The 25008-nt window shown below is 69.7% G+C and carries 27 protein-coding genes; 16 read left to right on the top strand and 11 right to left on the bottom strand.

Translation table 11 applies throughout. The features are described from left to right. Positions 1–3: 3 nt before the first annotated feature. On the bottom strand, positions 4–1152 hold the full coding sequence (locus ABZS42_RS02405; protein WP_355141914.1) for an MFS transporter: 1149 nt from the start codon (positions 1150–1152) through the stop codon (positions 4–6). A gap of 185 nt (positions 1153–1337) precedes the next feature. Here ABZS42_RS02405 and ABZS42_RS02400 point away from each other — a divergent pair, with 185 nt between their 5' ends. The 4 genes from ABZS42_RS02400 to ABZS42_RS02385 all read left to right on the top strand — a co-directional run bounded on the left by ABZS42_RS02400 (position 1338) and on the right by ABZS42_RS02385 (position 3299). Continuing rightward, positions 1338–2021, top strand: coding sequence for an FCD domain-containing protein (locus tag ABZS42_RS02400; RefSeq protein WP_355141704.1), 684 nt, complete (start codon positions 1338–1340; stop codon positions 2019–2021). 39 nt (positions 2022–2060) lie between these two features. Beyond that, positions 2061–2519, top strand: a complete 459-nt coding sequence (mscL, locus tag ABZS42_RS02395; RefSeq protein ID WP_355141702.1) for a large conductance mechanosensitive channel protein MscL — start codon at positions 2061–2063, stop codon at positions 2517–2519. An 81-nt stretch (positions 2520–2600) separates the two neighbouring features. Continuing rightward, on the top strand, positions 2601–2852 hold the full coding sequence (locus ABZS42_RS02390; protein WP_355141700.1) for a hypothetical protein: 252 nt from the start codon (positions 2601–2603) through the stop codon (positions 2850–2852). A 78-nt stretch (positions 2853–2930) separates the two neighbouring features. Then, complete coding sequence (locus ABZS42_RS02385; RefSeq protein ID WP_355141698.1) at positions 2931–3299, top strand: hypothetical protein; 369 nt, start codon at positions 2931–2933, stop codon at positions 3297–3299. A 15-nt stretch (positions 3300–3314) separates the two neighbouring features. Here ABZS42_RS02385 and ABZS42_RS02380 read toward each other — a convergent pair whose 3' ends face one another. Continuing rightward, positions 3315–4532, bottom strand: coding sequence for a benzoate/H(+) symporter BenE family transporter (locus ABZS42_RS02380; protein WP_355141696.1), 1218 nt, complete (start codon positions 4530–4532; stop codon positions 3315–3317). A gap of 61 nt (positions 4533–4593) precedes the next feature. Between ABZS42_RS02380 and ABZS42_RS02375 the strand changes: the two genes are divergently transcribed. Further along, the gene (locus ABZS42_RS02375) at positions 4594–5151 is read left to right on the top strand and encodes an XRE family transcriptional regulator (RefSeq protein ID WP_355141694.1); all 558 of its coding nucleotides are present in this window, start codon (positions 4594–4596) and stop codon (positions 5149–5151) included. A 48-nt stretch (positions 5152–5199) separates the two neighbouring features. Here ABZS42_RS02375 and ABZS42_RS02370 read toward each other — a convergent pair whose 3' ends face one another. Continuing rightward, the gene (locus tag ABZS42_RS02370) at positions 5200–6288 is read right to left on the bottom strand and encodes an AAA family ATPase (RefSeq protein WP_355141692.1); all 1089 of its coding nucleotides are present in this window, start codon (positions 6286–6288) and stop codon (positions 5200–5202) included. A 62-nt stretch (positions 6289–6350) separates the two neighbouring features. Here ABZS42_RS02370 and ABZS42_RS02365 point away from each other — a divergent pair, with 62 nt between their 5' ends. From ABZS42_RS02365 to ABZS42_RS02350, 4 genes are all read left to right on the top strand, one after another. After that, entirely contained in the window at positions 6351–7073 is a 723-nt protein-coding gene (locus tag ABZS42_RS02365) for a PP2C family serine/threonine-protein phosphatase (protein WP_355141690.1), read from the top strand. Then, positions 7073–8272 carry a GNAT family N-acetyltransferase gene (locus tag ABZS42_RS02360; RefSeq protein WP_355141688.1) on the top strand — a complete coding sequence of 400 codons (1200 nt, stop codon included), beginning with the start codon at positions 7073–7075 and terminating at the stop codon, positions 8270–8272. Before ABZS42_RS02365 ends, ABZS42_RS02360 begins: the two co-directional genes overlap by 1 nt. Positions 8273–8371: 99 nt before the next feature. After that, positions 8372–8551, top strand: a complete 180-nt coding sequence (locus ABZS42_RS02355) for a hypothetical protein (protein WP_355141686.1) — start codon at positions 8372–8374, stop codon at positions 8549–8551. Between the two features lie 112 nt (positions 8552–8663). Continuing rightward, the gene (locus ABZS42_RS02350; protein ID WP_355141684.1) at positions 8664–9821 is read left to right on the top strand and encodes a hypothetical protein; all 1158 of its coding nucleotides are present in this window, start codon (positions 8664–8666) and stop codon (positions 9819–9821) included. Between the two features lie 132 nt (positions 9822–9953). Here ABZS42_RS02350 and ABZS42_RS02345 read toward each other — a convergent pair whose 3' ends face one another. From ABZS42_RS02345 to ABZS42_RS02325, 5 genes are all read right to left on the bottom strand, one after another. Next, complete coding sequence (locus tag ABZS42_RS02345; protein WP_355141682.1) at positions 9954–11036, bottom strand: NAD-dependent epimerase/dehydratase family protein; 1083 nt, start codon at positions 11034–11036, stop codon at positions 9954–9956. Positions 11037–11092: 56 nt separating this feature from the next. Beyond that, on the bottom strand, positions 11093–11395 hold the full coding sequence (locus ABZS42_RS02340; protein WP_355141680.1) for a hypothetical protein: 303 nt from the start codon (positions 11393–11395) through the stop codon (positions 11093–11095). Positions 11396–11599: 204 nt separating this feature from the next. Next, complete coding sequence (locus ABZS42_RS02335) at positions 11600–14239, bottom strand: TIM-barrel domain-containing protein (RefSeq protein WP_355141678.1); 2640 nt, start codon at positions 14237–14239, stop codon at positions 11600–11602. 786 nt (positions 14240–15025) lie between these two features. Continuing rightward, positions 15026–15511 carry a DUF417 family protein gene (locus tag ABZS42_RS02330; RefSeq protein WP_355141676.1) on the bottom strand — a complete coding sequence of 162 codons (486 nt, stop codon included), beginning with the start codon at positions 15509–15511 and terminating at the stop codon, positions 15026–15028. Positions 15512–15721: 210 nt separating this feature from the next. Next, positions 15722–15997, bottom strand: coding sequence for a hypothetical protein (locus ABZS42_RS02325; RefSeq protein WP_355141674.1), 276 nt, complete (start codon positions 15995–15997; stop codon positions 15722–15724). Between the two features lie 742 nt (positions 15998–16739). Between ABZS42_RS02325 and ABZS42_RS02320 the strand changes: the two genes are divergently transcribed. Together ABZS42_RS02320 and ABZS42_RS02315 are read left to right on the top strand one after the other, a co-directional pair. Further along, complete coding sequence (locus ABZS42_RS02320) at positions 16740–16931, top strand: general stress protein CsbD (protein WP_355141672.1); 192 nt, start codon at positions 16740–16742, stop codon at positions 16929–16931. A gap of 844 nt (positions 16932–17775) precedes the next feature. Then, a complete protein-coding gene (locus ABZS42_RS02315) occupies positions 17776–18030 on the top strand; it encodes a hypothetical protein (RefSeq protein WP_355141670.1) in 255 nt (84 codons plus the stop codon). 400 nt (positions 18031–18430) lie between these two features. Here ABZS42_RS02315 and ABZS42_RS02310 read toward each other — a convergent pair whose 3' ends face one another. Continuing rightward, positions 18431–18604, bottom strand: coding sequence for a hypothetical protein (locus ABZS42_RS02310; protein WP_355141668.1), 174 nt, complete (start codon positions 18602–18604; stop codon positions 18431–18433). Next, a complete protein-coding gene (locus ABZS42_RS02305; protein ID WP_355141666.1) occupies positions 18601–18819 on the bottom strand; it encodes a flavin reductase in 219 nt (72 codons plus the stop codon). Before ABZS42_RS02305 ends, ABZS42_RS02310 begins: the two co-directional genes overlap by 4 nt. Before the next feature lie 377 nt (positions 18820–19196). Here ABZS42_RS02305 and ABZS42_RS02300 point away from each other — a divergent pair, with 377 nt between their 5' ends. Together ABZS42_RS02300 and ABZS42_RS02295 are read left to right on the top strand one after the other, a co-directional pair. Beyond that, positions 19197–19598 carry a winged helix-turn-helix domain-containing protein gene (locus tag ABZS42_RS02300; protein ID WP_355141664.1) on the top strand — a complete coding sequence of 134 codons (402 nt, stop codon included), beginning with the start codon at positions 19197–19199 and terminating at the stop codon, positions 19596–19598. Positions 19599–20314: 716 nt separating this feature from the next. Further along, on the top strand, positions 20315–21187 hold the full coding sequence (locus ABZS42_RS02295) for a class I SAM-dependent methyltransferase (protein ID WP_355141662.1): 873 nt from the start codon (positions 20315–20317) through the stop codon (positions 21185–21187). A gap of 225 nt (positions 21188–21412) precedes the next feature. On the opposite strand, the gene ABZS42_RS02290 is transcribed toward ABZS42_RS02295, so the two are convergent. Continuing rightward, positions 21413–21637 carry a hypothetical protein gene (locus tag ABZS42_RS02290; protein ID WP_355141660.1) on the bottom strand — a complete coding sequence of 75 codons (225 nt, stop codon included), beginning with the start codon at positions 21635–21637 and terminating at the stop codon, positions 21413–21415. 628 nt (positions 21638–22265) lie between these two features. Between ABZS42_RS02290 and ABZS42_RS02285 the strand changes: the two genes are divergently transcribed. From ABZS42_RS02285 to ABZS42_RS02275, 3 genes are all read left to right on the top strand, one after another. Next, complete coding sequence (locus tag ABZS42_RS02285) at positions 22266–22418, top strand: hypothetical protein (RefSeq protein WP_355141658.1); 153 nt, start codon at positions 22266–22268, stop codon at positions 22416–22418. Positions 22419–22595: 177 nt separating this feature from the next. Further along, a complete protein-coding gene (locus ABZS42_RS02280) occupies positions 22596–22853 on the top strand; it encodes a hypothetical protein (RefSeq protein ID WP_355141656.1) in 258 nt (85 codons plus the stop codon). Positions 22854–22948: 95 nt separating this feature from the next. Then, positions 22949–24229: a PIN-like domain-containing protein gene (locus ABZS42_RS02275; protein WP_355141654.1), complete on the top strand. Its 1281-nt coding sequence runs from the start codon at positions 22949–22951 to the stop codon at positions 24227–24229. Positions 24230–25008 lie beyond the last annotated feature (779 nt).

The raw sequence follows: 25008 nt of genomic DNA, 5'->3' as shown, positions 1-25008 counted from the left end.
GACTCAATGCTCGTCCTCGATGTGCCGGGGACGGGCGATCACCATGCCCGCGCTCGCCTGCACCGCGAGGGCGACCAGCAGGAGGACGATCGGCGCGGTCCAGCCGCCGGTCTGCTCGTAGAGCACGCCGACGAGGAACGGGCCGAGCGCCGCGATGAGGTAGCCGGCGCTCTGCGCGAACGCCGAGAGCGCCACCGTTCCCTCCGCCGTGCGGGCGCGCAGCCCGATGGCGGCCAGGATCATCGGGAAGGCGCCCTGGCCGACCGCCAGCAGGGCCACCCAGAGCAGCGCGCCGCCGTGTGGCGCCAACGCCAGTCCGACGTACGCCAGGGCCGACGCGACGGTCAGCCCCAGCACCAGCGGGTGCAGGGTTCGCAGCCGACCGGCCACCGTCGGCATGAGCATGGCGATCGGCACGCCGAGCGCGGTCACCCCGGCGAGCAGCAGGCCGGCCTGCTCGGGCTGGAAGCCGGAGTCGCGGAAGAGCTGGGCCAGCCAGCCCATGATCGCGTAGCCGCTGAGCGACTGCGCGCCGAAGTAGACCGCCATGGCCCAGCCGAGCCGGGTCCGCGCGGGCCGGATCCGGGCCTGGGCCTGCCCGGCCGTGACGGCCGCGGCTCGCGGCGATCGGGCGCGCCGCGCCAACGGCACCCACGGAAGCACCGCCAGCACGGCCAGCGCGGCCCAGACGCCCAGGCCGGCGCGCCACGAACCGAACGCGTGCGCGATCGGCACCGCCGTGGCGGCGGCCACCGCGGTCCCCGCGGTGAGGGTCATGGTGTACGCCCCGGTGATGAGCCCGGCGCGGTGCGGGAAGTGCTGCTTGACCAGCATCGGCAGCAGGATGTTGGCGACCGCGATGCCGGCCAGGGCCAGCGCGCTGGTGAGCAGGAACACCACCGCCGAGTCGGTGACCACCCGCAGCACCTGACCGATGACGAGGACGACCATTCCGGCCACCAGCATCCGGGCGGGCGCGAACCGCCGGACCAGCCACGGGGTGAGCGCCCCGAGTCCGGCGAACGCGATCGTCGGCAGGGTGGTGGCGATGCCAGCCGTCGTGCCGGAGAGCCCGATGCCGTCCCGCACCTCGTCGAGCAGGGCTCCGAGGCTGGTGACGGCGGCGCGCAGGTTGAGCGCGACGAGGAGCATGCCGGCGAGTACCAGCGCCCCTCCGGTGGCTGGACGGCCGGCGGGACGCGGCCCGAGCGCCGGCGACTCCGGGCCGGTGGGCACGTCGGCGACGGTCGCGGAACCGGCGGCGGCCGGTGGGGGCGGCGGTGTCATGCGGTTGAACCTACAATCATGGGATGAATTCCGGGCGGGTGATGTAACCAGTGACACCATCAGTCGATTCCCCACCAGTGCCGCCCCGTGGGCAGCGGATACGCGAGACGATCGCCCAGCTCAGGGAGCGGATCCTGGCCGGCGAATGGCCGGTCGGCAGCCGCATCCCCACCGAGCCCCAGCTGGTCGCGGCGCTCGGGGTCGGGCGCAACACGGTCCGCGAGGCGGTCCGGGCGCTCCAGCACGCCGGGGTGCTGGAGTGCCGCCAGGGCTCCGGGACGTACGTGGTGTCGACCGACGAACTCGCTCCCGTGGTGGCCCGTCAGCTCACCGACGACCGGATGACCGAGGTGGTCGAGGTACGCCGCGCCTTCGAGGTGGAGGCCGCCCGGCTCGCTGCGCTCCGGCGCACCCCGGAGGACCTGGCCGCCCTCGGCGACGCGCTCGCGGCCCGCGAGGCGGCGTGGCACGCCGGCCGGGCCGACGAGTTCGTGGAGGCCGACATCGCCCTGCACACGGCCGTGGTCGCCGCCGCGCACAACCGGATGCTCGCCGAGCTGTACGCCTCGGTCGGCACCGCGCTGCGCAGCAGCCTCGCGCAGACGATCGGCGCGACGATGACCCCGGAGCATCCCATCGACCACGCCCGACTGGTGGACGCGATCCGGGCCGGCGATCCCGAGGGGGCGGTGCGCGAGGCCGCGGCTTTCCTGGAGCCGCTGCCCGAGGCATAGGTTGTCCCGGACGGAAAACCGGACAGCGCGGGAGTACGGATGCTCAAGGGCTTCAAAGACTTCATCATGCGGGGCAACGTCGTCGACCTGGCGGTCGGTGTCGTCATCGGCACCGCGTTCACAGGATTGGTGACCCAGCTCACCGACTCGTTCCTGAAGCCGATCATCAAGTTCGTGGGCGGTGGCGAGGATCAGTTCGCCGGCTCCTGGGAGATCAGCAAGGGCAACTTGGTCACCTGGGCAGACTTCCTCAACGCCCTGATCACGTTCCTGCTGACCGCGGCGGTGCTCTACTTCCTCGTGGTGTTTCCGATGAACAAGCTGGCCGAGCGGCGGCGGCGGGGCGAAGAGCCGCCGCCCGCCGCGCCCAGCGAGGAGGTCAAGCTGCTCACCGAGATCCGCGACGCGCTGGTCGCGGCCGGTCACCGGACGCCTGCGCAGCAACGCGGCGCGCTCGACGACATGCTCGGTCGGCACGAACCGCCCACCGCGCGCTGAACCCGGCGGCGGCACATCGGCCCCTGCGGGATTCCCGCGGGGGCCGCACATTCTCGAACGTATGTTCGATAGAGTCCGCGCATGGAGCAGCGGAAGCACTGGTGGAACGGGAAGTGGGGGCGGCTGGCGCGACGGGACGTGTTCCTCCGCGTGGACGGCGACCGGTGGCACGTCGAGCAGCGGGCCGGCGGCGCCGAGGGCATCTCCCGTTTCTACGAGTACGACAGTGCCGACGAGGCCGAGGAGACGGTCCGCGCGCTGCTCGAGGGCCCGGACAGCTGGCGTGAGTTGTCGCCGCGCCCGCCGGGCGGCTGGGGTCCACCGAGCACCTGACCGCTCAGAAGCGGGCTCACCGGGCGGGTCGACCCCGGGTGGCGTTTAGCGTCGCGTCGCCCCGGGAACCGCGTCGGGATGAGGCAGCAGGGCGACCAGCAGACCATTTCCCGGATCACCACCGGGATGCCGGTGATCGACGCCGACGGAGTCGAGGTCGGCACGGTGGATCTCGTCCAGCGGGGTGACCCGAACGCGGTGACCGTACAGACGCCGACCGCCGACCCGGGCAGCAGCCTGGACGAGCTGATCGAGTCGACCGCGGTCCGGGAGCCGGACGTGCCGGCGGACCTGGCCGCCCGCCTGATGCACGGTGGATACCTGAAGGTGAGCTCCGAGCACGCCGACACCGGGGCGGTCTACGTGCCCGCCGACTGGATCGGCACCGTCGCCGACGGCCGGGTACGCCTCGACGTCCCGGCCGCCAACCTGCCCGCCGAGGAGTGACCCGAACCGGATCGGTCAGCGCCGGCTCAGCACCGGCTCCGCGTCCGGTACGGGATCCGGCTGGGCACGTCGGCGGCGGCGGAAGAGCAGCAGCATCAGGCAGCCCGCGACCAGCCCCCAGAACGCGCCGCCCACGCCGAGCAGGGTCACCCCGGAGGCGGTGACCACGAAGGTGACCACCGCCGCCTCGCGTCGCTCCGGCTCGGCCACGGCCGAGGTCACCGCCGAGGTCAGCGCGGTGGCCAGCGCGCCGAGCAGGGCCAGCCCGGCGACCGCCTCGATCAGCACCGGCGGGGCGATCGCCACCAGCGCGGTGGCCGCCCCGGCACCCAGCCCGAGCAGGGCGAGACCGACCCCCGCCGTCACCGAGGCGATCCAGCGCCGATCGGGGTCGGGGTGGGCGTCCGGGCCGGCGGCCAGCGCGGCGGTGATCGCGGCGAGGTTCACCGCGTGACCGCCGGCCGGGGCGGCCAGCAGGCTGGCGACACCGGTGGTCCGCAGCGCGGCGGTGAGCGGCGGCCGGTAGCCGTAGCCGACCAGCACCGCCGTGCCGGGCACGTTCTGCGCGGCCATGGTGACCAGGAAGAGCGGTAGCGCGAGCCCGACCAGGACCGGCACGTTCCAGGACGGCGGAGTCAGCTCGACCACCGGGCGCAGGCCGACCGCGCCGAGGCCGGCGCCGGACGAGGTCGAGGCGATCGCCGCCACCGCGACCACCAGCGCCCCGGGGACCGCCCAGGGACGGGCGTACCGGTGCAGCAGCAGCCAGGCGACGACCACCGGGCCGGCCAGCCGGGGCACCTCGACCAGGGCGCGTACCGGCGCGACGCAGAGCGGCAGCAGCACACCGGCGAGCATCGCGCCGGCGATCGGTTTCGGGATGGCCGCCACCGCGCGGCCGAGCGGCGGGACCAGCCCGGCAGCCACGATCAGCGCCCCGGAGACGAGGAACGCTCCGGTGGCGGCGGGCCAGCCGCCGGGCACCGGCCCGGTAGCGACCAGCAACGCCGCGCCCGGGGTGGACCACGCGACGCTCATCGGCACTCGGTGGCGCAGGCCGAGCCAGGTGGCGGCGAGACCGCACGCCACGCAGAGCGCCAGCAGCCCGGAGGCGGCCTGCTCGGTGTCGGCCCCGACCGCCCGCAGGCCGGCCAGTACGACGGTGAACGAGCTGGCGAAGCCGACCAGCGCGGTGACCACGCCCGCGAGCACCGGTTGGAGCCGTCCCGCCACGCCATCCTCCCCTCCCACAGCGTTCCGTTTACGGAACGACGATTTGTAGCACCATAGCGAGGTGCCTCAGCCACCACCAGGCCGCCGTGCCCTCGACGCCGATCCGAGCGTGATCGGCGCCCGGGTGCGTGGACTGCGCGAGGAGAAGGGGATCTCGCTCTCCGCGCTGGCCCGGCTCGCCGGAGTGGGCAAGGCGACCCTGTCCGGCCTGGAGAACGGCACCCGGAATCCCACGCTGGAGACGCTCTACGCGGTCACCACCCAGCTCGGCGTACCGCTGACCGCGGTGCTGGCCGAACCGGCCGCGGCACCCACCGTGCACGGCGCGGCGGTGCACGCCACACTGCTCGAGGTGTTCACCGACGCCGACGCGACCTACGAGCTCTACCGGATGCGGGTCACCCCCGGGACCGGGCAGCTCTCCCCGGCGCACCAGCCGGGCGTCACCGAACACGTCACGGTCTTCTCCGGGGTGCTGCGCGCCGGTCCGGCGGACGCGCCGTCGACCGCCGCCGCCGGCGGGTACCTGCGCTGGAACTCCGACGTGCCACACAGCTACGCGGCAGTCGGCGACGAGGAGGTCACCGCCAGTCTGCTGCTGCGCTACCCGCGGCGCTGACGGCCGTCCGCGCCGGACCCGACCGGCGCGGACCCGGGCCGCGCCGGCTCAGCGCTCGACCGGCGCGGGCACCGGGAGCCGCCGCCGTACGGCCCAGAGCGCGACCTCCGTCCGCGAGGCCGCCCCGGTCTTGCGCAGCAGGTTGGACACGTGCACGGTGACGGTGCGCACCGAGATGCCGAGCGCCTTCGCCACCTGCTTGTTCGACATCCCGGCGACCAGGCAGCCGAGCACCTCGACCTCCCGGCCGGTCAGCTCCGCCTCGTCGACCCCGGACGTCCCCGCCGGCAGGGCGGGACGGGGCGCGGACCGAGCCGGCTCCATCGAGCGGGGAGAGCCCGCCGGACGAGCCGACTGCCGGGGGCCGGACGTAGCGATCAGCGTCGCCATCGGTTGACCGGCGTGCGCGGCGAGCAGTTCGGTCAACGCGAACGGGTTGCCGCCGGTACGCCGCCAGACCGCGGCCGCCAGCCGCCCGGACGGTCGCGAACCCGGGTACACCTGGCTCAGCACCTCGGCGACCTCGACGCTGCGCAGCGGCCCGAGATGCTGGCGGACGGCGCCGGGTACGCCACAGAGCCGGGCGAACGCGCGGACCGCGAGGTCGGGCGCGACGGCCTCCTCGGCGGGCCGGGTGGCGACCACGAGCAAGGCGGGCAGTTCGGCGGCGGTGGCCAGCTCGCCGATCAGGTTGAGGCTCGCCGGGTCGAGCGCGTGCAGATCCTCCACCACCAGCACGGCCGGACCGGCGCCGACGAGCAGCCGCACCGTCCGGACGGCGAGCCGGAGCAGGGCACCGGGGGCGTACCGCTCCAGGGGCGAGGCCGGATTCTGGGCCAACCAGGCCAGCGCGTCCGGCGGCAGGTCGAGCAGGCTGGTGTCCCGTCCGCTGAGCACCGCGGCCAGCCAGTCGTACGGGGCGGGACTGTGTACCCGGGCGGCGCCGGAGAGCACCACCGCCGGGCGCGGGGTCAGCGCGTCCAGGGCCGCGGCGACGAGCAGACTCTTGCCCACTCCCGCGCCGCCGGTGACCACCGCCACGGTCGGCGCCGCCCGTCGCCCGGCAACCACGGTGGACCATGCCCGGTCGAACTCGGCCAGCTCACGGGCGCGCCCCACCAGCGACACCGGCATCATTGCTCAACCCTACGCAGTAGTGCGTAGAGACGCGGGTGGGGTGTTCTTGGCAAGCTAAGCGCATGACGCTCATCCTCCGCTCGGCCATCCTCAACGACATCGGCCTGGTCCGGACCAACAACGAGGACTCCGCCCTCGCCGGTGACCGGCTGGTCGCCGTCGCAGACGGCATGGGCGGACTGCCCGCGGGGGAGGTGGCGAGCGAGATCGTCATCCGGATCCTGGACGAGCTGGCTCCGCCGGGCGAGCCGGAGCCCGCCATGGACGCGCTGCGGGCCGTGGTGAGCACCGCCAACCAGCGCATCCACGCCGCCATCATCGTCGACCCGGCCCGCGACGGCATGGGTACGACGCTGACGGCCGCCCTGCTCGCCGGTGAGACGCTGGTGCTGGCGCAGGTCGGCGACTCACGCTGCTACCTGCTGCGGGACACCAAGCTGACCCAGCTGACCCGGGACGACACGTTCGTGCAGGCCCTGGTCGACCAGGGGGCGCTCACTCCCGACCAGGCCCGGCACCACCCCCAGCGGTCCCTCGTGACGCGTGCCGTGCAGGGGGCGGACAGTCCACCGACGATCGGCACGTTGACCGTCCAGGCCGGCGACCGGCTGCTGCTGTGCAGCGACGGCCTCTCCGACTACGTCGAGGACGCGGCGATCGCGGTGACCCTCGGCGCGTACGGCGATCGGCAGCTCTGCGGTGAGCAGCTGGTCAAGCTCGCGCACCAGGCCGGCGCACCGGACAACGTGACAGTGGTGGTCTCCGACGTCACCCTGGTCGCCTGATGGCGGCCGTCCGCCGGATCAGTTCCGAGGAGCGTCTGACCACCAGCTTCGTGCTGAGCGCGTACGCCTTCGAGGCGACTCCGCGTACCTTGCGCCGGGCCGAGGAGTTCCGGAACTACCTGCCGTACAACGAGGGCAACCGGACGCTGATCGTCGAGGAGAACGGGGAGACCCGGGCGGCCGCCTCGGCCATCCCGATGCGACAGAACCTGCGTGGCGCGGTGCTGCCGATGGCCGGCGTCGCGGGCGTGGCGACCCACCCGCTGGCCCGCCGGCAGGGGCACGTCCGGACGCTGCTGCACCAACTCCTCGACGAGATGCGCGACGAGGGCCATCCGCTGACCGCGCTCTACCCGTTCCGTCCCAGCTTCTACGCGCGGTTCGGCTACGTCGGGCTGCCCAAGCCGCGTACGGCCACCTTCTCCCCGGCCGACCTGTCCCCGCTGCTCCGCGCCGAGCTACCCGGCGAGGTGGATTGGCAGCGGATCGGCACCGGCTACCCGGCGTGGCGGGAGTTCACCGAACGCTGCCTGCACGACCGGCACGGGTTCGCGCTCTTCCCCGACTACCGGGACGTCCGGCTGCGCGACGACGACGACCGTTGGCTGCTCACCGCCCGGGTCGACGGAGCACTGGCCGGCGTGGTCACGTACCGGATCGACGAACACGGTGGCGAGCTGGTCGCCGACGATCTGCTGGTCGCCGACCCGTACGCCCGGGCCCTGCTGTTGCAGTTCTTCGCCCGGCACGTCGACCAGGTGGAGCGGGTCAGTGTCCGGCTGGCCGCCGACGAGCTGCCGGAGTTGTGGCTCACCGACCTCGCCGTGCACGTGGAGGCGCGGGTGGCTCGACCGGGTTCCTCTGCTCCGATGGCCCGGCTGCTCGCGCTGGACGCGCTGACCGGTCTGCCGGCCGGTCCGGGGCGGGTACGCGTCGAGCTGACCGGCGACCGCTGGCTGGCGGGCACCCACCTGCTCGACGGCACCACCGGCTCGCTGGAACTCCTCGACGGTACGACCACCACCTCGTCGATGCCGACGGCCACGCTCACCGCCGCCGGGCTCTCCGCGCTGGCGTACGGGGTGCTCGACCCGATCGAGGTTCAGCTGCGTGGGCTCGGGCAGGTGCCGCCCGAGGCCGCCGCCGAACTGCGCCGGATCTTTCCGCGCCAGCTGCCGTACCTCTTCGCCGACTTCTGAGAGTTCCGGCCGTTCCCGGTTTCCGGCCGCGACCCGGTTTCCGGCCGCGTACCGGGTTTCCGGCCGAGTCCGGCACGGGTACGGTCCCGGAGTGCCGGAGTGGTTGCAGGCGGGTGGTTGGGGCTGCTGGTGGCCGCGATCACCGCACTCGCCGCCGGGGCGATCCTCGCGATGATCACCGACACCATGGTTTCCGAGGCGTTCGAGGACGCTCACCTGCTGGTCGGTCTGATCACCGTGGCCGGCTTCCTGACCGCGTACGCCCTGGGCCACGTCTGAGGCCGGCGCTCGCACTGCCGCTCGCATCGATCCGGTCGCGGGCGGCTTAGCATCGGGTTAAGCCGGCCCGGCGCGGCCCTCCGGCACGGCGCCCGCTCCCTAGCATCGTGGCGTGCGCACCAGAACCCCCCTCACCCTCCTCGCCGCCGGCCTCCTCGCCCTGCCCGCCTGCGGCACGGCCGACCCGCCGACGACGGCGCCGCCGGTCACCCCCTCGGTCAGCGTCGGGTCGCCGACCGGCACGCAGCAGGTGGCCCCGGCGGCCCGGACCGGGTTCGGCAGCCCGAGCCCATCCCCGTCGAAGCGGCCGGCGACCGCGTTCCGGGCCGGGAACCCGAAGGGGGACGCGCCGGTGCCGGCCGAGGCGCGAGCCGTGGACACCTCGAAGCCGACCCGGACGGTCGGCAGCGGAACCCCGGCGAGCTGCACGTCAGCCGCCGTGGTGAAGGCCGTCGCGGCCGGCGGCGTCATCACCTTCGCCTGCGGACCGGATCCGGTGACGATCCGGATGACCGCCACGGCCAAGGTACGCAACGCCAACGGGCGGAAGGTGGTGCTGGACGGCGGCGGCAAGGTCACCCTGAGCGGTCAGGGCAAGCGGCGGATCCTCTACATGAACACGTGCGACGAGGCGCAGGGCTGGACCACCTCACACTGCCAGAACCAGGACCACCCGCAGCTCACCATCCAGAACATCACCTTCGCCGAGGGCAATTCGACGGGCGAGCAGGCCGAGGGCGACGGGGGTGGCGCGGTCTTCGTCCGGGGTGGCCGGGTGAAGGTGGTCAACGCACGGTTCGTCGGTAACCGCTGCGACCGTACCGGGCCGGACCTGGGCGGCGCCGCGCTGCGGGTGCTCAGCCAGTACGAGAACAAGCCGGTGTACGTCGTGAACAGCACCTTCGAGAGCGGTTCCTGCTCGAACGGCGGCGCGTTGAGCAGCATCGGCGTGTCCTGGACCGTGCTGAACAGCGTCTTCACCGGCAACGAGGCGATCGGCAACGGCGCCAACCCGGCGAAGTCCGGTACGCCGGGCGGCGGCAGCGGCGGCGCGATCTACTGCGACGGCAACCGCTTCACCGTCCGGATCGCCGGCACGGTGATCGAGAACAACAAGGCCAACGAGGGTGGCGGCGCGATCTTCTTCGTCAGCAACGACCGGACGGGCACGATGACGATCGACGACTCCACGCTCCGCCGTAACCGCAGCGGCCAGTTCGAGACCCCCGGCCACCCCGGCATCTTCTTCCTGGGCGCCCGCCTGACCTGACCCCCCTCCCTGTCCTGTCCTCTCCCCCTCGCCTGTCCGCCCGTGATCATGAAGTTATTGCCCGCCCCATCGGCGTGTCGCGACGATAACTTCATGATCACCGCAGCTGGAGGCCGGTGCCGAGGGTGGGGGTCAGTAGGGGTTTTGTTGGGCGGTGGGGTTGCCTTTCAGGAGGGCGGACGGACGGCCGGGGAGGTCGGGTGCGGCGGACAGGGGCGGACCGGCGGCGTGGGCGCGCTCGGCCATCCCGGTGAAGAGCTCCCTCAGTGCGGCGAGCCCATCGACCCGCGGCTGCCAGCCCAGCTCGGTCTCGGCGCGTTCGCTCGACATCAGCGGCGAGCTCAGCGCCAGCTGCACCCAGCCGGCGTCGATCGGTTGCAGCCGCGCGTACCAGGTCAGCTTCGCCGCCGCGAGCAGCACGGGGGCGGCGATCGGCACGGTCCAACCGTGGAAGTGCCGGGCCACCAGCTCCGGCGTCAGCACCGGGTCCGCGGCCAGGTTGAAGGCGCCGCGCGCGTCGCCCAGGACCGCCCGGGTGTACGCCTCGGCGACGTCGTCGGTGTGCACCGCCTGCATCCGCAGCCGGCGGTGGGTCGGTACGAGCGGGATCCGGTTGAACCGGAGCAGTTGAACCGGCACCAGGGGACCCAGGAAGTAGCGGCTGATCTCGGTGGACGCGTCCCGCTGGAAGTTCAACCCCGGTCGCATCCGCACCACCCGCAGCTCCGGATGCTCCCGTTCGGCGTCGTCGAGCAGCGCCTCCACCTCGGCCTTGTCCCGGCTGTACGACGATTCGGGCACGCCCGTCGCCGGCCAGCGCTCACTCACCGGGTGGTCCTTCGGGCCGGGCGCGTAGACGCCGACCGACGACGCGTACACCAGGGCCGGCACCTTGGCCCGGACCACCGCGTCGATCACCGCCCGGCTGCCGCCGACGTTGGTCCGGTGCAGTACCCGCTGGTCGTGGCTGGGCTGGATCTGCCAGGCCAGGTGCACGACCGCACCGGCTCCGGCGAACACCTCGGCGAGCTGGTCGGCCGCGCCGGGCATGCCGATGTCGCAGGAGTGCCACTCCACCTGGTCGTACGGCTCCCCCGAGTCCGGTCCCGGCAGCCGGCGGACGACCCCGGCCAGCTCCACGTCCCGCTCCCGGCGCAGCCGGCGCAACAGGGCCGTCCCGGCGTTGCCGCTGGCCCCGACCACCACGATCCGCATGCCCGACCGTACCCGCCCAGACCGCCCCTATACGTCCGCATCCGGGTGGACGCCAGTCAGGGACGCGGCGCGTGCCGGATCCAGCCGTGCTTCTCGTCGCGGCGGCGGCCCTCCGTCGCGGCGAGGCAGCGCGGGCAGATCCGACCGACCGGATCCGCGTCGGTGAGGACGTCGGTCGAGGAGTAGTCGAACGGTACGTGCGGAAAGCGCCGCAGCCGGGTGCGGCTCAGCGGGAGCCCGCAGACCGTCTGGTTCTGCCCGGGCAGCCAGGCGTGCACCTCGCCGCCCGGCTCCCGTACGCCGTCGCGGCCGACCTCCTCGCCGGAGGCTGCGACGGCCGGTTTACCGCTCGAACGCATACCGGGCCGGTTCCCCGGGACCGCGATTCCACACCTGGCCCCCAACGCGTCCCGGGTCCTGGGGCGGGGTCGTGCACGGTGCCGTCGGGACGGCAGAGCGCGCCGGCCGGGTGGGTTACCCCACCCGGCCGGCGTCCGGACCCGTCCTGGAAGCCGGCGCGGGAAGGCCGGTGCTGGTCGGGTGCCGGTCTGGGACCTACGGTCTCAGTGCTTCTTGAACACCGGCATGGTGTCCAGCGTGGTGGTGATGTTCTGCGTGGTGCCGCCCCGGTACGTCTTCCCGGTGAAGATGTCGGTCCAGTCGTTGCCCGGCGGGAACCACACCGACGTGGTGGCGGTGTTGCCCGGCGTCGTCACCGGTGCCACCAGGTAGTCCGGCCCGTACAGGTACTCGGAACCGGCGGTGGCGTACGCGGCCTGCTCGTTCGGGTATGCCAGGTACATCGAGCGGACGATGGGCGTACCCGTGCGGGTGGCCTCCTCGGCAGCGGCGTAGGTGTACGGCAGCAGCTCCTCCCGCAGGTTCAGGAACTTCTTGGCCGACGCCTCCGCCTCCGGGCCGTACTGCCAGGGCAGCCGGTCGCTGTGGTTGGAGTGCAGCCGGTCGATCGGCTGGAACGTGCCGAACTGGACCCACCGGGCGTAGAGGTCGTCAGGCAGCTTCGTGCTGCCCGGCTCGCTGCCCGGCTCCTGCAGGCCGCCCGTGTGCCCGCCGATGTCGTGGCTGACCGCAGCCAGCCCGGTCGCGGCCGACTCGCCCGGCGTGTAGCCGACCTCCATCTGCAGCGTCTGCCAGTTGGAGGTGGTGTCGCCGGTGAAGTGCAGCGTGGTGCGCTTGTCGGCCCACGGCCCGGTCGGCACCGGGGTCGGGCTGCTGTAGCCACCGGCCTGCAACGACCCGTACGCCCGGGAGAACGCGAACCCGGTCTTGTCGGCGTACTGCTGGTTGATCCAGGCGTCCGGGGTCACCCCGGCGAGCGAGGACTTCGAGTTGTCACAGCACCAGTCCATCCACCACAGGTCCGGGCCCTTGCTGCCCTTCGGCACCATCTCGTCGTGGAGCTGCATGTACGCCTTGAGCTGGTCCGGGTCGCCGAAGTCGAACGCGTAGCAGTCGGCACCGCCGTTGCAGCCGACACGCTGCAGCTTGCCCTTGGCGGTCGCCTGCGCCCGCGCGAACTTCGGGTCCGAGCCGAGGATGCTCGGGTGAATGTTGATACCGGTGTGCAAGCCCTGCTTCTTGGCCCACTGGAAGAACGCCTTCGGGTCCGGGATCCGGGTGTGGTCGATGCTCCAGCCGTTCCACTTGTCCGGCCCCTTGATGTCGGTGTCGAGGACGAGCACGTCCATCGGCACCCCCTCGGCCTTGGCCTTGGCCACGAGGTCCTGGAATTCGGTCGCGGTGCGGTCGTAGTACTCGGACCACCACACCCCGTACGCCCACTTCGGCAGCAGCTTCGTGGGCCCGGTCAGGGCCGAGAGGTCCGTCAGACCACGGGTGAAGTCCTGCCCGTACGCGAAGACGTAGCCGTCCTGCTCCGCGGCGGGCCGCGGCTTGGTGTTGCGCAGGGCCGAGGCCGAGTCGTCGAGCAGGTACCAGCCGTCCTGGTAGAGCAGGCCCGCACTGGTGAGCGCGGAACCGTTCACGCCGTCCAGGCCCCGGCGGTAGCCGCCGAGCGGCGCGTGCGGGGCGAGCAGCGGAGAGTCGGCGCTGGTGACGGCGACCGTGTCCACGTTGACGTTGCAGCTGGTGTCCGTGGGGCAGCCCAGCGTCACAGTGTTGGTGCCGCGGTCGAGGTGGACCGGGACCGAAACCGTGTTCCAGTAATCCCACCCGCTGGTCGGCGGAAGGGCCGCCGTGACCGGCGCAGCCGTGCCGGCCGTGACCGACATGGTGCGTGTCTGGACCGACTGCGAGCCGGCCTGGCCGTTGGCGTAGCGGACCTGCACCCGGTAGTCACCGGCGGACGGGACGTCGGTCACGGTGAGCGCGACGGCGGACGAGGTGCTCTCCAGGCCGGCCAGGAAGCCCGTGCCGGAAGCACCGTTGTGGTCGTTCGCGGGCTTCGCACCGCCGGTCAGCGCGCCGGTCTCCGCCTCGCCCAGCGTGCCGAACCGCAGGGGCTGCGGCTGGGGCGCGGCCGGCGCCGGGAACGAATCGCCCGGGTTGACCACGGCGAGACTGTCGATGTTCACGTTGCCGGAGTCGCTGGGGCCGCGTACGACACTGATCTCGTGCCGGCCCGCGGTGAGGTCGACCGGCACGCCGGCCAGGTCCCAGGTGTCCCAGTTCGCGGTGGGCGGCAGCGTCAGCGTGGGGCCGGCCTCTCCGTCGACCTGCACCGTCAGGGTGCGGGCCACGGTCTGGCCGTCGCCGCCGGCGCTGTTGGCGTAACGGACGGTGAGCTGCTTCGTGCCGTCACCTGAAGCGTCGAGCGCGAACTTGACCGAGTCGCCGGAGGAGGCGAAACCGGCCGCGAAGCCGCGTCCGGTGTATCCCCGGTGGTCGGTGGCCACGCCGGGACCGTTGAGCTGCAACGATTCGGCCTCGCAGAGCACACCGAACGCGCAGTCCGGGGCGGCGCGGTCGGCCCATGGCCGGCCCTGCACGACCTGCTCACCGGTCTTGAGCTGCACGGTGAGGTTGTCGGCGTTGAACGCCCCCGAGCCGACCCGGTAACGCAACGTCATCGCGCCGGTGTCGATGGTGATCCAGCCGTTCTCGACGTGCTTCGTGAAACGCGTACGGGGGAAGTCATCGCGCCCGATGGCGTTGAACGTGGCGGCGTCGGTGAACTTGCCGTCCTTCTGGTACTCGGTGCGGATCAGGGTCGGGGACAACACCTCGAAACGTGCGTCACCCGACCGTACGGCTCCGTCTTTCGCCTTGTTGGGGCTGGCCTGGGCCGGTGCCGACGGAGCCAGTATCAGCCCCGTGACGAGGATGCCGGCCGTGGCGGCTGCTGTCGCGCCACGGCGGCGTGAATTCCGATAGAGCAACGTGCGCCCCTCGTCTCATATGGAGGAAATGAGTCGATGACAACGTTGTCACTTGCTCGAAACACATGTCAACGGACCTGAGAGGGTGTCAATTCTCTCTTCCATTCGCTCTCCGTCAGCGGCCCCGCCAGTCCGACTGTCGACTGCTGGCGCCGGACATTCCAGTCCGCCCCAAGGGTCGCCTCGGATGCCCTCCTGCCACTGCCGGGCATCCGGCGCGCGGGGGCAGCGCAGCGGGAGGGGCTGTCACGTCCAGCGGCGGCCGGACTCAACTCGACGGCTCATGCGGTAGCCAGCAGGGCCGGCAACTTACGCATGCCATCGGAGACGACGGTGTCCGGGCCTTCCAGCTGAGGTGGGCGCCCGACTGGTGCCGGCTAGTGCGGTGTCCAGGAACGTTGGCGGTGTCGCGGCGAGGTCCAGGCGGCGGTCCGGCAAGGCGGAGTCTGGCCTGGATACCGGTGTTGTATCCAGGCCAGACTCCAACGCGGCCGGTCGTCGTCTGGGCCCGGCGCGGCCCGGTGAACGTTTCTGGACACCGCACTAGGTTGTGGCCTGCGTCAACGAGCAGGTGCAAGGCGCCGTCGGATGAACTTCAGATCGACCCGTGCCGAGGCTCGGCCGCCTGGGTCACAACTTCCGTGCATGGCCGGCAGAGCGGGCCGCGCCGAGCGATTCGACAGCTGTCAGCAGCGCGGCACCGAAAAGCACCGTGTCTTTCAACAGGAATTGCCCCAGCTGAGAGATGCTGAACATCCCCTGCCCTTCCTGCCGGGCCTCAGGCGTCGTGACCAGGAAACTGAGCGTGGTGAGGAACATCCCGGCCGCTCCGAGGCTGCCGATCACCGATGCCCTCGGCGCAAACGGCTTCGCGGCGATCAGGGAGCCCACGGTGATCTCCGTGATCCCGATCAGTCGGTTGAGCTTCTGTGCGCCCAACCTCCGGCGGACCGGCGAGAACATCGGACTCGAAGTCAACAGAGGTTCTACGTTCTCGACCTCGTACTGCTTGAACTTGAGCGCACCGATCCACAAGATGTTCGTCGCCAGTCCGTAACGCAGGACCGAGAAGCCGACGGCGGCGAGGTCATCGGTGGAGGCTTGTCGTATGCCCATCGCTCGCTCCTGGTCGCGGTGTCGGCGGCTGGCCCCGGGAGCCATACCCGCTGGAGCCAGCCACATACCGAGGCACGTCCCACGCCCTTCTTCGGCGTGCACGAACGATCAGCCGCCGGCGAGCTACGTGAGAAGCAGGACCAGTTGCCCGAACGACCGGCCAGGGTTCACGGTTGTCCGGCCTTGCTCGGCCGACCGCGACCCAGTCGGTCACCCGCCTGGATTCCTGCGTGCGAGCAGACGGAGGGTTAGTAGATCGACTAGGAACATGCTGGTGAAACGGGCTTGACGCTGGATCGAGCCGCTCCCAATTGGCGTCCGCGAGAAGCCGGCTGCCCCAATTGCCAGTGTCACGACGGATACGAATGCAGACATGAGAAACACCAGAACGCACGGAATAATAAAAATCGCTTTCGCGGTCTGACCAATCATGCCGTTGGTCGACAGGGCCGTGATCAGTGCGCCAGCTCCGAGCGCGAGCAACAAGCCCCGCCAGGACAGTACGAGTAGACGGTAGGACTTCCGGTTCCTGATTGTGCGCCGCTGACCACTCCAGGATGCCTAGCCGCGTTGCCAACCACCAGACAAAGCCCTCACCGCCAAAAGACGCGCTACCACCGAGCAGTGCCACCGCCTGCCACACCCTAGACGAGAAGATCATGAGCGAGGCGCTCATGCGCGTACTCGTCCCCTAGCCGGCCGCTGGTCGGCCGGCTAGGGGACGAGCCGCCTACAAGGAGCGCCTGTACGGCAGGGACCGTCCTCGTCCGCGACCTCGGACGGCTGTCCGCACTCGGCGGTCGGCGGCCGCCCTCGTCTCGGACGGCTGTTTGTCAGCCGTACCCGGGTGTCGATCTGCCCCATACGATCCTGCTCATGATCGAGTCAGGATTCTGGGCAATCGGCCTGCTGCTGTGCGGCGGCTTCAGTTGCTTGATGCTCTGCGCCGTGGCAGCGGCGTGGGCTGCCTGGCCCACAAGACGAAAGTGATGCTGCCGAGCCGGGCCGCGTCAGACGTTGAACCTTGAACCTATGGATTGCCGGCGAGCCGGTCGGATCGGGTGCGGTGCGGTGCGGTGCGAGGTCATCCGGCCTGCTGGCATGCGTCGCTGACCTGCTGCACCGTGTGTCTGGATCCGGCCGAGACTGCCGGGTTTCCACCACCGGAGGGCGGGGACGCGAGACAGGAAGTGGACCCTGGCTCTCGCCATGACCACAGGGAGGCGACATGAGCTTCGAGAGGGCGACCGAGAACGTCGAGAAGCTGGCCGGCCCGGCCCGCGCCCGTCTGGGCGACATGACCCAGAAGGAGCGGGCACAGGCGGAACAGGTGGCGCAGCGGGACGAAATCCGAGGCAGACGGCCCGGCGAACACGTCCAAGAGGACGCGCGGGACGTGAACGACGATTTCACCAGCTGACCTGCTGTACGGCGGCGACCCCGGCCCGGAGGCCGGGGCCGCTGCCGTACGGGCCAGTGCTGGCAGGGACGCCGCGGCAGTGAGGTACCGGCGGAGATCGTTCGGGACCGGCCCTCGCTCGAGCACCCATTCATCGGCAAGCGACGCCACCACCAGGTCGTCGTGTTCGAACCGCAGTTGGACACCGCCGACCGACAGCTCTGCCGTGTAGCCGTGGATTAGTGAGGCATCGAGCGGCTTGACACCTGTCCGGTCGGCTCGCGCGCCTGGTCCTCCCACTCTCCCCGCTGCCCCGGTCCACGACCGTCCGCGCTTGCTCGCCCGCTTGGCTGCTCGATTGGCTGCTCGGCGAGTCCCGGGGTCCGCGGCCTGTCCACATCAGACGCGGGCGGCGCGCCCAGCTGAAGGCCGAGAACCTGAGGAGGTCGACGCAGCCGGGATCAACCGGGCGGACGTCCCGCTGTCGCAGTAGATCATTTGCTCGTCTCAGCTTGCGGCTTCCTGTTGCTCGGGAAGCGGGAACACCCGACAGCTTTGGGACCTAGCTCGCACCGGACCCGGGATAGGGTCGTCTATGGCTTCGGGTTCTCCCCCCTTCCGGATCTGGTGGTTTCTGATCTCAGTGATCGTGGTGGCCGGGTGCGACTCCTCACCCGAGACCCGATCCGAGCCCTCGCCCGAGGCCTCCGTCTCTGGACAACGGCAGGTAGCTGAGCCTGCGCCGCCTACCCTCTCGGGGTGTCCACCGACCGCCCAGTTGGCCGGGCCCGGGATTCCTCAGGACCGGCAGGGCACCGGTGACGGTGCAACGCTGTGGGCGCTGCCGTTTCCAACGGAGCCGCCTGTGCTGGTGGCCGGCAGGGAGCTCAAGGTGGTCTGGCGCATGACCGGCAGCGGCGACTTCGCGATAAGCGCCACAGGTCCTGAGGGACAGGTCGTCAAGCCTGTCTGGGGCCCCGAGCCGCATGACAGCAGCAACTGGGAGCGGCCGGGCGACGAGTGGGGCACCGGCTGGGTCTTCCCCGGTGCCGGTTGCTGGACGATCAACGCGACGCGAACCGTCGGGTCAGGATCCCTGGTACTGCGGGTCGCCGAATAGCCGGGATGGTTCTCGGAAATACCCACCGGGCCGTCTCCAGCACAGCCCGCGTACCCGGCAACTAAGGTCAACTGACGGAACGCCCTCCAGTTCGCCAGCTACAGCTAAGCGAATTTTCCACGGCCTGGCGATCCAGCTCCTCGCGCTCCGCTACCTGGGCGGCGCGCTCGACCGGTGACGGGCCCTACTGCCGTACCGGCCCTGATCACGGCGTCCGGAAGAGTAGCCAGCGTCGCTGACCTGCGGAAAAGTGGGCCGCCAGGGACTCGAACCCTGAACCTATGGATTACCGGCGAGCCGGCCCGATCGGGTGCGGTACGAGGTCATCCGGCCTGCTGGCGTGCTTCTCGGCCGGGTGCGGCTGGCACGGTTGCTGTACTTCACTGCTGTACTGCTGGCGTTAGATCAGGCGTTGGATGCGGACCTTGGGGCGCTCGTTCCTGAGGTGGCCTTGTTTGTGCTGGCGGACCTGCTCTTCCCAGACCACCTGGTCATAGTCCGGATCCGGCGGGATCCACCGGTGCGAGCCGTCGCTGTAGTGGAACTTCTCGTCACCGGGTCGGAGAATGCTCATCGGGTCCAGCCGACGAATCGGTGGTGCAGGTGGCCGGCGGGGACGTGGGCCAAGTCCTGGGCGGCGTCGACGAGTTGCGCAGCCAGATAGAGGGCGAGTGACGCCGGGGCGCGGTGGTATTCGGCTCGCAGCTCGCGCCGTCGCGTCTGACAGGGCCAGTCGGCACCGCATCCGCCGCATGTCCAGGCCGGTGTGACCGGGAGGTGTGTTGTCATCGCGGCGTCCTCCGCGCCGCCGACCGGGCCTCTGGCGGGGCACCTTGCAGAGCCTGGTCCGACGGCCAGTGGCCCCGGTTGATCGGGATCCGATGCCTCTTGCGGCAGGGCAGTTCGCTTCCGCATCGGCAGACCTTTCGCCACCGCTCCCATGACCAGACCGGCTGGTGCCGCCTGGCCAGGGTGAGCGCAACGGCCACCAAGTACTGCTCATACGAGACGCGAGGCACCGGGTCTCCCTCAGGGGTGGGTCAGCGTCATGGACATGGCGCGCTGCAGCTGCCCCTCGACGTAACGCCGCAGCTCATATCACCGTAACGATGTAGGACTGTAGATACAATAAGATGTAGAACTGTTGGACACGTAGCGTCACATTCGTGATCGACCCCAGTGCGGATCGCGCCGTGTTCCGGCAGCTCGCAGACCTCCTGCGAGACCGGATCACGTCCGGCGACCTTGCGCCCGGGGCGTCGCTACCCAGCGAGCTGCGGCTCGCTCAGGAACACGGACTGAGCCGCACGAGCGTCCGACAGGCGATAGCGCTACTCCGGTCGGAAGGACTCGTGATCGTGGAACCACCGCGCGGCACGTTCGTCCGCGCCGTCGAGCCGACTGAGACGGTGACTCTCCTCAAGGGCGACACCGCCACCGCTCGGATGCCTACACCAGCGGAACGGCGCGAGCTGGAGATCGGTGAGGGCATCCCGGTCATCGTGATCTTCCGCGCTGATGGATCGCGCGAGGTGTTCGCCGCCGACCGCATCCGAGTCGGCCGCTGACCCTGTCGCAACCATCGGCGAACCCCGTCGGGGGGAGGCGGGCACAAGTTGTCAGTCGGTGGCGGCTGCTGCCGACCGATGCTGGTTCAGGCCTGGCGCAAAGCGCTGGTTGATCCGTCGTCCCGGCCTGAATCGTGGCGCTTGCTGCCTCGATGCTGCCTCCAGCTCGTCCTCGCCTCAGCTGACGTTCTCAACCGCCCGTTGGCATCGCAGGGGCAAGCGGGCAGGATCGGCCCGTGGCTCACGAAGAAGACTTTCTCCGCTGCGAGGTGGTCGCATGGGTCAGCCAGGACTTCCCGGGCTGAGTGCGCGTCCTCCTGGTCGACGCTGACGGAAACTCATGGTTCTTCGTCGACAAGGTCCGCCGTCTTCACCAGCCGTCAGCTAAGGGCCGACACTCGTCTGCCAGCACCGGTTCGCCTGCGATGCAGTGTTGCCGGCAACGACGAAGACGGTGCCCTACTCGTCTCTACCCATCCGGATGGGGTCGCAGCAGAGGATGGCCAGACGGTGTTCCAGGTGCGCGAGAACCAGCTGGACCGACACACGGTTTAGGAAGGCAGTTGCGCTGCAAGCTGCAATAGCACTTTGAGCAGCGGAAGCGCTGGTTGCCCGTCACCTACCATCCTTGATCGTTCCGCGCATAGTCCGGATCTTGGCCTCTATCGCTGTGTGACGGGCCAGTGCGGTGCTCCGGCCGGCACTACCATCACCCGATGACGACCGACAGGTGGGCACAGTGGCTGTTGACGCGCCGAGACGGCGGAAGCGCCACCCTGCGCGCCCGGCACGCCCCAGACCTGGCGTGGTTCCGCGACGGCGTCCTGGACCGAGCCGATCTGAAACCCGATGACGTCCTCCTCGACGTCGGATGCGGAACCGGATTAATTGGGTTTGGTGCCCTCGACCGTCTCGGTGCGGACGGCCGTGTCATCTTCAGCGACGTGTCGCAGGACCTGCTCGACCAGTGCCGGCGGATCGCCGACGGCGATGAGCGGTGCAGCTTCGTACAGTCGCCGGCCGAGGACCTTGCCGGCGTTGCGGATGCCTCCGTCGACGTCGTCACCACCCGGTCAGTGCTCATCTACTCCGACCGCAAAGCCGCCGCGTTCGCAGAGTTCTTCCGAGTGCTGCGGCCAGGCGGAAGGCTCTCCCTCTTCGAGCCCATCAACCGCTTCATGCTGCAGCACCGCCCCGACGAACTGTTCGGCTTGGGCGGCTCCCCGGTCGACGACCTGGTCGCCAAGGTCCGCAACGTGTACCGGGGACGCACAGCAGCGGCCGAGCAGCCGATGGTCGACTTCGACGAGCGCGACCTCATCGCCTGGGCAGAGACTTCGGGCTTCGAGGCGGTGGAGCTGGACTACCGCGCCCAGCTCGACGTACCCGCCGAGCCGATCAGCGACTGGGACGCGCTCAAGCGGGTCGCCCCCAACCCCCTGGTCCCGACGTATGGCGAAGCCATCGCCGCCGCGCTGACCAACGACGAGCGCGAGCGCCTCGACGCGCACATGGCTGCCCTGACAGCGGCCAGGACGCCTACCCGCCGCACTACAGCCATAGCGTTCCTACGCGCGCTGCGGCCCTGAGGCGCAGGTCCGGGATTGTCCGCTCCTGCTCGCCGGTTTGGCTGCCTGCTTGGCTGCTCGGGGAGCCCGGACGCCTCGTTTACAAGTTCTGGGCGCGTCGTCCGGCGGGGTCCATCCGTGTCTGCGACCTCGGGCGAATGTCCGCGCCCGACCGCCGGCGGCTGGCCACGTTCCGGATCGTTGCTGTCACCGTAGCTGTCGGCAGCCGTGGCGAGCTGTGCAACCTCAGAGGCGTCTCGGTCGCTCGGCGGCCTTACCCGTCTCGTATGGCAGAGAAATCCCTAGCTCTCGCCAGAGCGTCTGGAGGACCTCCCCCAGCCGACGTGCCTCGTCCGTGGACGTCGGAGCGATCGGCGCTCCAGCCGCAAGATGCTCACCAACGTCGTAGAGCATGTCCGCCAGGTGCTTCGCCGTCATTCGATCGAGCCGGAGGACGATCTCGTCTGCCATGTTGAGACTTTACGGCCGCATCAGAATCCGGCGTACAGGTCGACTCGTCCGTCGCCCAACAGGCCAGCCGCTGTCACACGGCGTCTGGCCTGGCGTTTCTCCGGGTACTGCTGGTTGTCGCCGGTCATCGTTGGTCAGCGTTCGACGGCCCAGAGACGGCCCAGACGGCCCCGAGATGGCCCGAGCTGAGGGCTGCCCCGACTGAGTGGTCCGCGCACCGCGACCCGATCACGTCAGACCGCTTGGTTAACCTTCGCTGCCGATCAACATCGGGGCATCCAGCACGGCAATAGAGCGGCCTCCCTGGTCTGCGTGGGGGTCGGTTCGGGAACCAAACCGGGCCTAACCAGCGTCCAGGCTTCGTCGAGGGGCAAGGTGTGGCCTGTCAGCGTTGATTGAGCAACCCGAGGGGTCGGGCGACGAGCGAGCTTGCTTCCGCTCGACCCCTCGCTTGTAAGGCGCTTCCCGCAAGAGTCTGACTGTCCGCTGACGGCCGCTGAGTCCAGATCGGAGGGGAAGTCCGTGCGAGCGCGTACGGCCACGGCTGCCACCGTTGATGTCAACCGCTGATGTCAAGCCGCCCCTGTCACCGCTCAGGCTCGCCGACTCAGCGTGCGAACATTGCTCGGTGCCTGAGCAGCCGTCGATCGACACCTTTCAGCGCCTCGTCGACAACATCCGTGGCGAACTCGTCGCCATCAGCGTCCCGCTGAACCTGCCGGTGTTGGCCGCTGGATCGGGCACGGATCGGGCACGTCCTTGGGTGAGGCTGAGTCTCTAACCCGCGAGGCGGTGGCAGTTCTACCGAAAGTAGAGCCATCAGCCCTTTGACCTGGATCGCGTCCCTCGGTGTCACTCTGCGGCAGCTTCCGGCCGCTGTTGTGGCCCGGCTCAACTAGTGTCAGCCAGCTGACACAAGGGTCGTGCCACGGCAACAGACGGACAACGATCGACCACCATGGCGGATACCGGCAACTTGCAGCAAGCCATCAACTGGGCGGCGCTTGCACCGAAGCAAACTGAGCTAGACGCCCACTCGGCCCTTGCGCAAACCGCAACCGCATATGCCATTATCGCCGTCGCGCAGGAGCTGCAGGCACTCCGGAAGACCATCGAAAGCCTGCGAACTGCAGTAACCGACCAGGACGGCTTTAGCTCGGCTGATCACCTGCGGGCCATCAACGAGTGGGTAGAGCGGATTGCTAAATCCAATTAGGCGGCGTCTCAACATCCGCCTTGCACGGTAAGCAGGTTCATGGCCCGTGCACACGACACAGAAGCACCGTTCCAAGTTCGAATTTGGAGGGCTGGATGGCGGGCCTGAGTGACGGCTTCGAGAGTTTTCTGGTGCCCTCGGAGCAACAGATTCGGGAGGCTATAACCGAGGGGCTCGTCGTTCTCGACACCAACGTCCTTCTTGAAGCATACCGATTCGCGCCTACCGCTAGAAGGCAGCTCCTCGATGTGCTCATCAACCTCGGAGACCGGCTCTGGATTCCCCATCAAGTAGCACTTGAGTTCCACAAGAACAGGCTATCCGTCATTGCCAGCTTTGATGATTCATATAATGAGGCACTGAAGGCAGTCGACGAATTTCGACTCACTGTCGAAGAGGTCCTAGGCCAGAGAGCGGCAGAGCTAGCGAATAGAGTTAGCCTACCTGAGCGCGAACGGAAATCACTGCTAACCCCCATCCGTGACGCATTAGACCGCACTCAAGAGCATCTTAACCAGATGCGTAAGCGACATGGCCTAGCGCCTGCATCCATAATGGATGATTCGATCCTAACAGCCCTTCGGAAAGTGCTCGACGGTAAGGTCGGAGAGAGTCCACCATCAGAGCAAAGAGACGAGATGATTAAGGAGGCGGCTCGCAGAGCCGCAGCCAAAGTCCCGCCAGGCTACAAAGACTTCGCGACGAAGAGCGATGGGAGCGGAGATTATCTTGTGTGGGCCCAAACCCTCGAGGAGGCGGCGCGCCGGAAGCTTCCTCTCTTATTCGTTACTCGAGACGCCAAAGAAGACTGGTTTATGCGAATAAGAGGAAAAACTATTTGTGGTAGATCAGAACTGATCGCCGAGGCACAACAGGTTGCCGGCGTACGGGCGATCATAATGCAGACCCACACGCTGCTATTCCATGCGCGGTCGTTCCTCCAGCCGGAAATCAGCGACGAAACCATCCGTCAAGCAGCCCACGCGGCCGAAAACGGCGGTTCGCGAGGGTCTAAAAGCCGCGTTGTCATTCGCGCTGACATCTTCCCGCAGATGGTCGAACATCTGGAATCCGAAATTCAACATGCCCTCGCATATCACCAAGACGTCGTCGCTTTTAGGAGAGAGGTTCGACAAGCGCAAGAGGAGGCGACGTTCGACACCGAAGCGGATACTGAATCCGTGACTCGTCACGTCCAGCTCAGTGAAGCACGCCTAGACGATGCCGAAGACCGACTACGTCGCGCCCGGAGGAATCTGGCCATTCTACGAGGCGGGAAGACGGTCGGCCGCGATATCGTGATTAATTGGTCCGGTCCCCCCCAGCCCTGGACATTTAAAGCGCTGGCAGACAAGCTGGGGCGTTCGGCGAGTTAGCCCTCAAACTGCCATCCCGTCTGCCGTCGACCCGCCCTCCTGGGGAGCGGTCCGCCGCCCGGCCCGCCATGACGGGCGGACCTTGACGGCTTGTACGGACGCTGGCGGGCCGGGCGGTGGTCTGCTCGGCTTGCCCGGGTCGATGGCAGGCGGGATGGCTCCCACCGTAACCACCCACGGACCGCGACCCCGCCGACGGAGCCCCAGCCATCCTGGAGCCGGAGCGCCCCCGCCGGAGGCGCAGTGACCGCAACCCCGCGACCGCCGCCAGCTCGTCGACGCGGCCGGCGTGCGCTCCCCTACGCCGCGCGGGCTCGTGGCCGCGCGGCCCGGCCGGCTGCCGGCCCACCACCACCCGGTCAACGCCCCTGTCGTGCTGCGGCGGCCCACCGGGCTTCCCGCTTCCCGCGCCAGCCGCCGGGCATCAGGCGTGACGGCCGCAGAGCGACAGCGGCAGCGGGCGGCGCGCGCCCAGGCGGCGGCGCGTGCGGCCCGTCAAGGGCCGCCTTGATAGACGTACAGAAAGTCCTCCCACACCGGCCGACAGCCGGCCGCCCCACCCCGACCGCAGGAGTCACGACGGGTTGACGTGTCGGTACCCGGTGCTACTCTGACGCTCGTCGAGCACGACAGCGCGGCCTTTCTGCCGGATTGCTGGACTCGACTTCGGAGATGCTGAGCGGCCTTCCTGCCGCTGATGCGGGCCACGTCCCGCCGGCTCTCGATCGCACCGGCAGCTGTGCCGGTATCCCGAATCCGCTGAGCGGCCCAGCACGGTT

Origin of the sequence: Micromonospora sp. NPDC005367, assembly GCF_040606825.1 — a bacterium.
In the GTDB taxonomy this organism is placed as follows: Bacteria; Actinomycetota; Actinomycetes; order Mycobacteriales; family Micromonosporaceae; genus Micromonospora.
The sequence above is the reverse complement of the archived record's forward strand: the minus strand, read 5'-3'. Positions and strand labels throughout refer to the sequence as shown.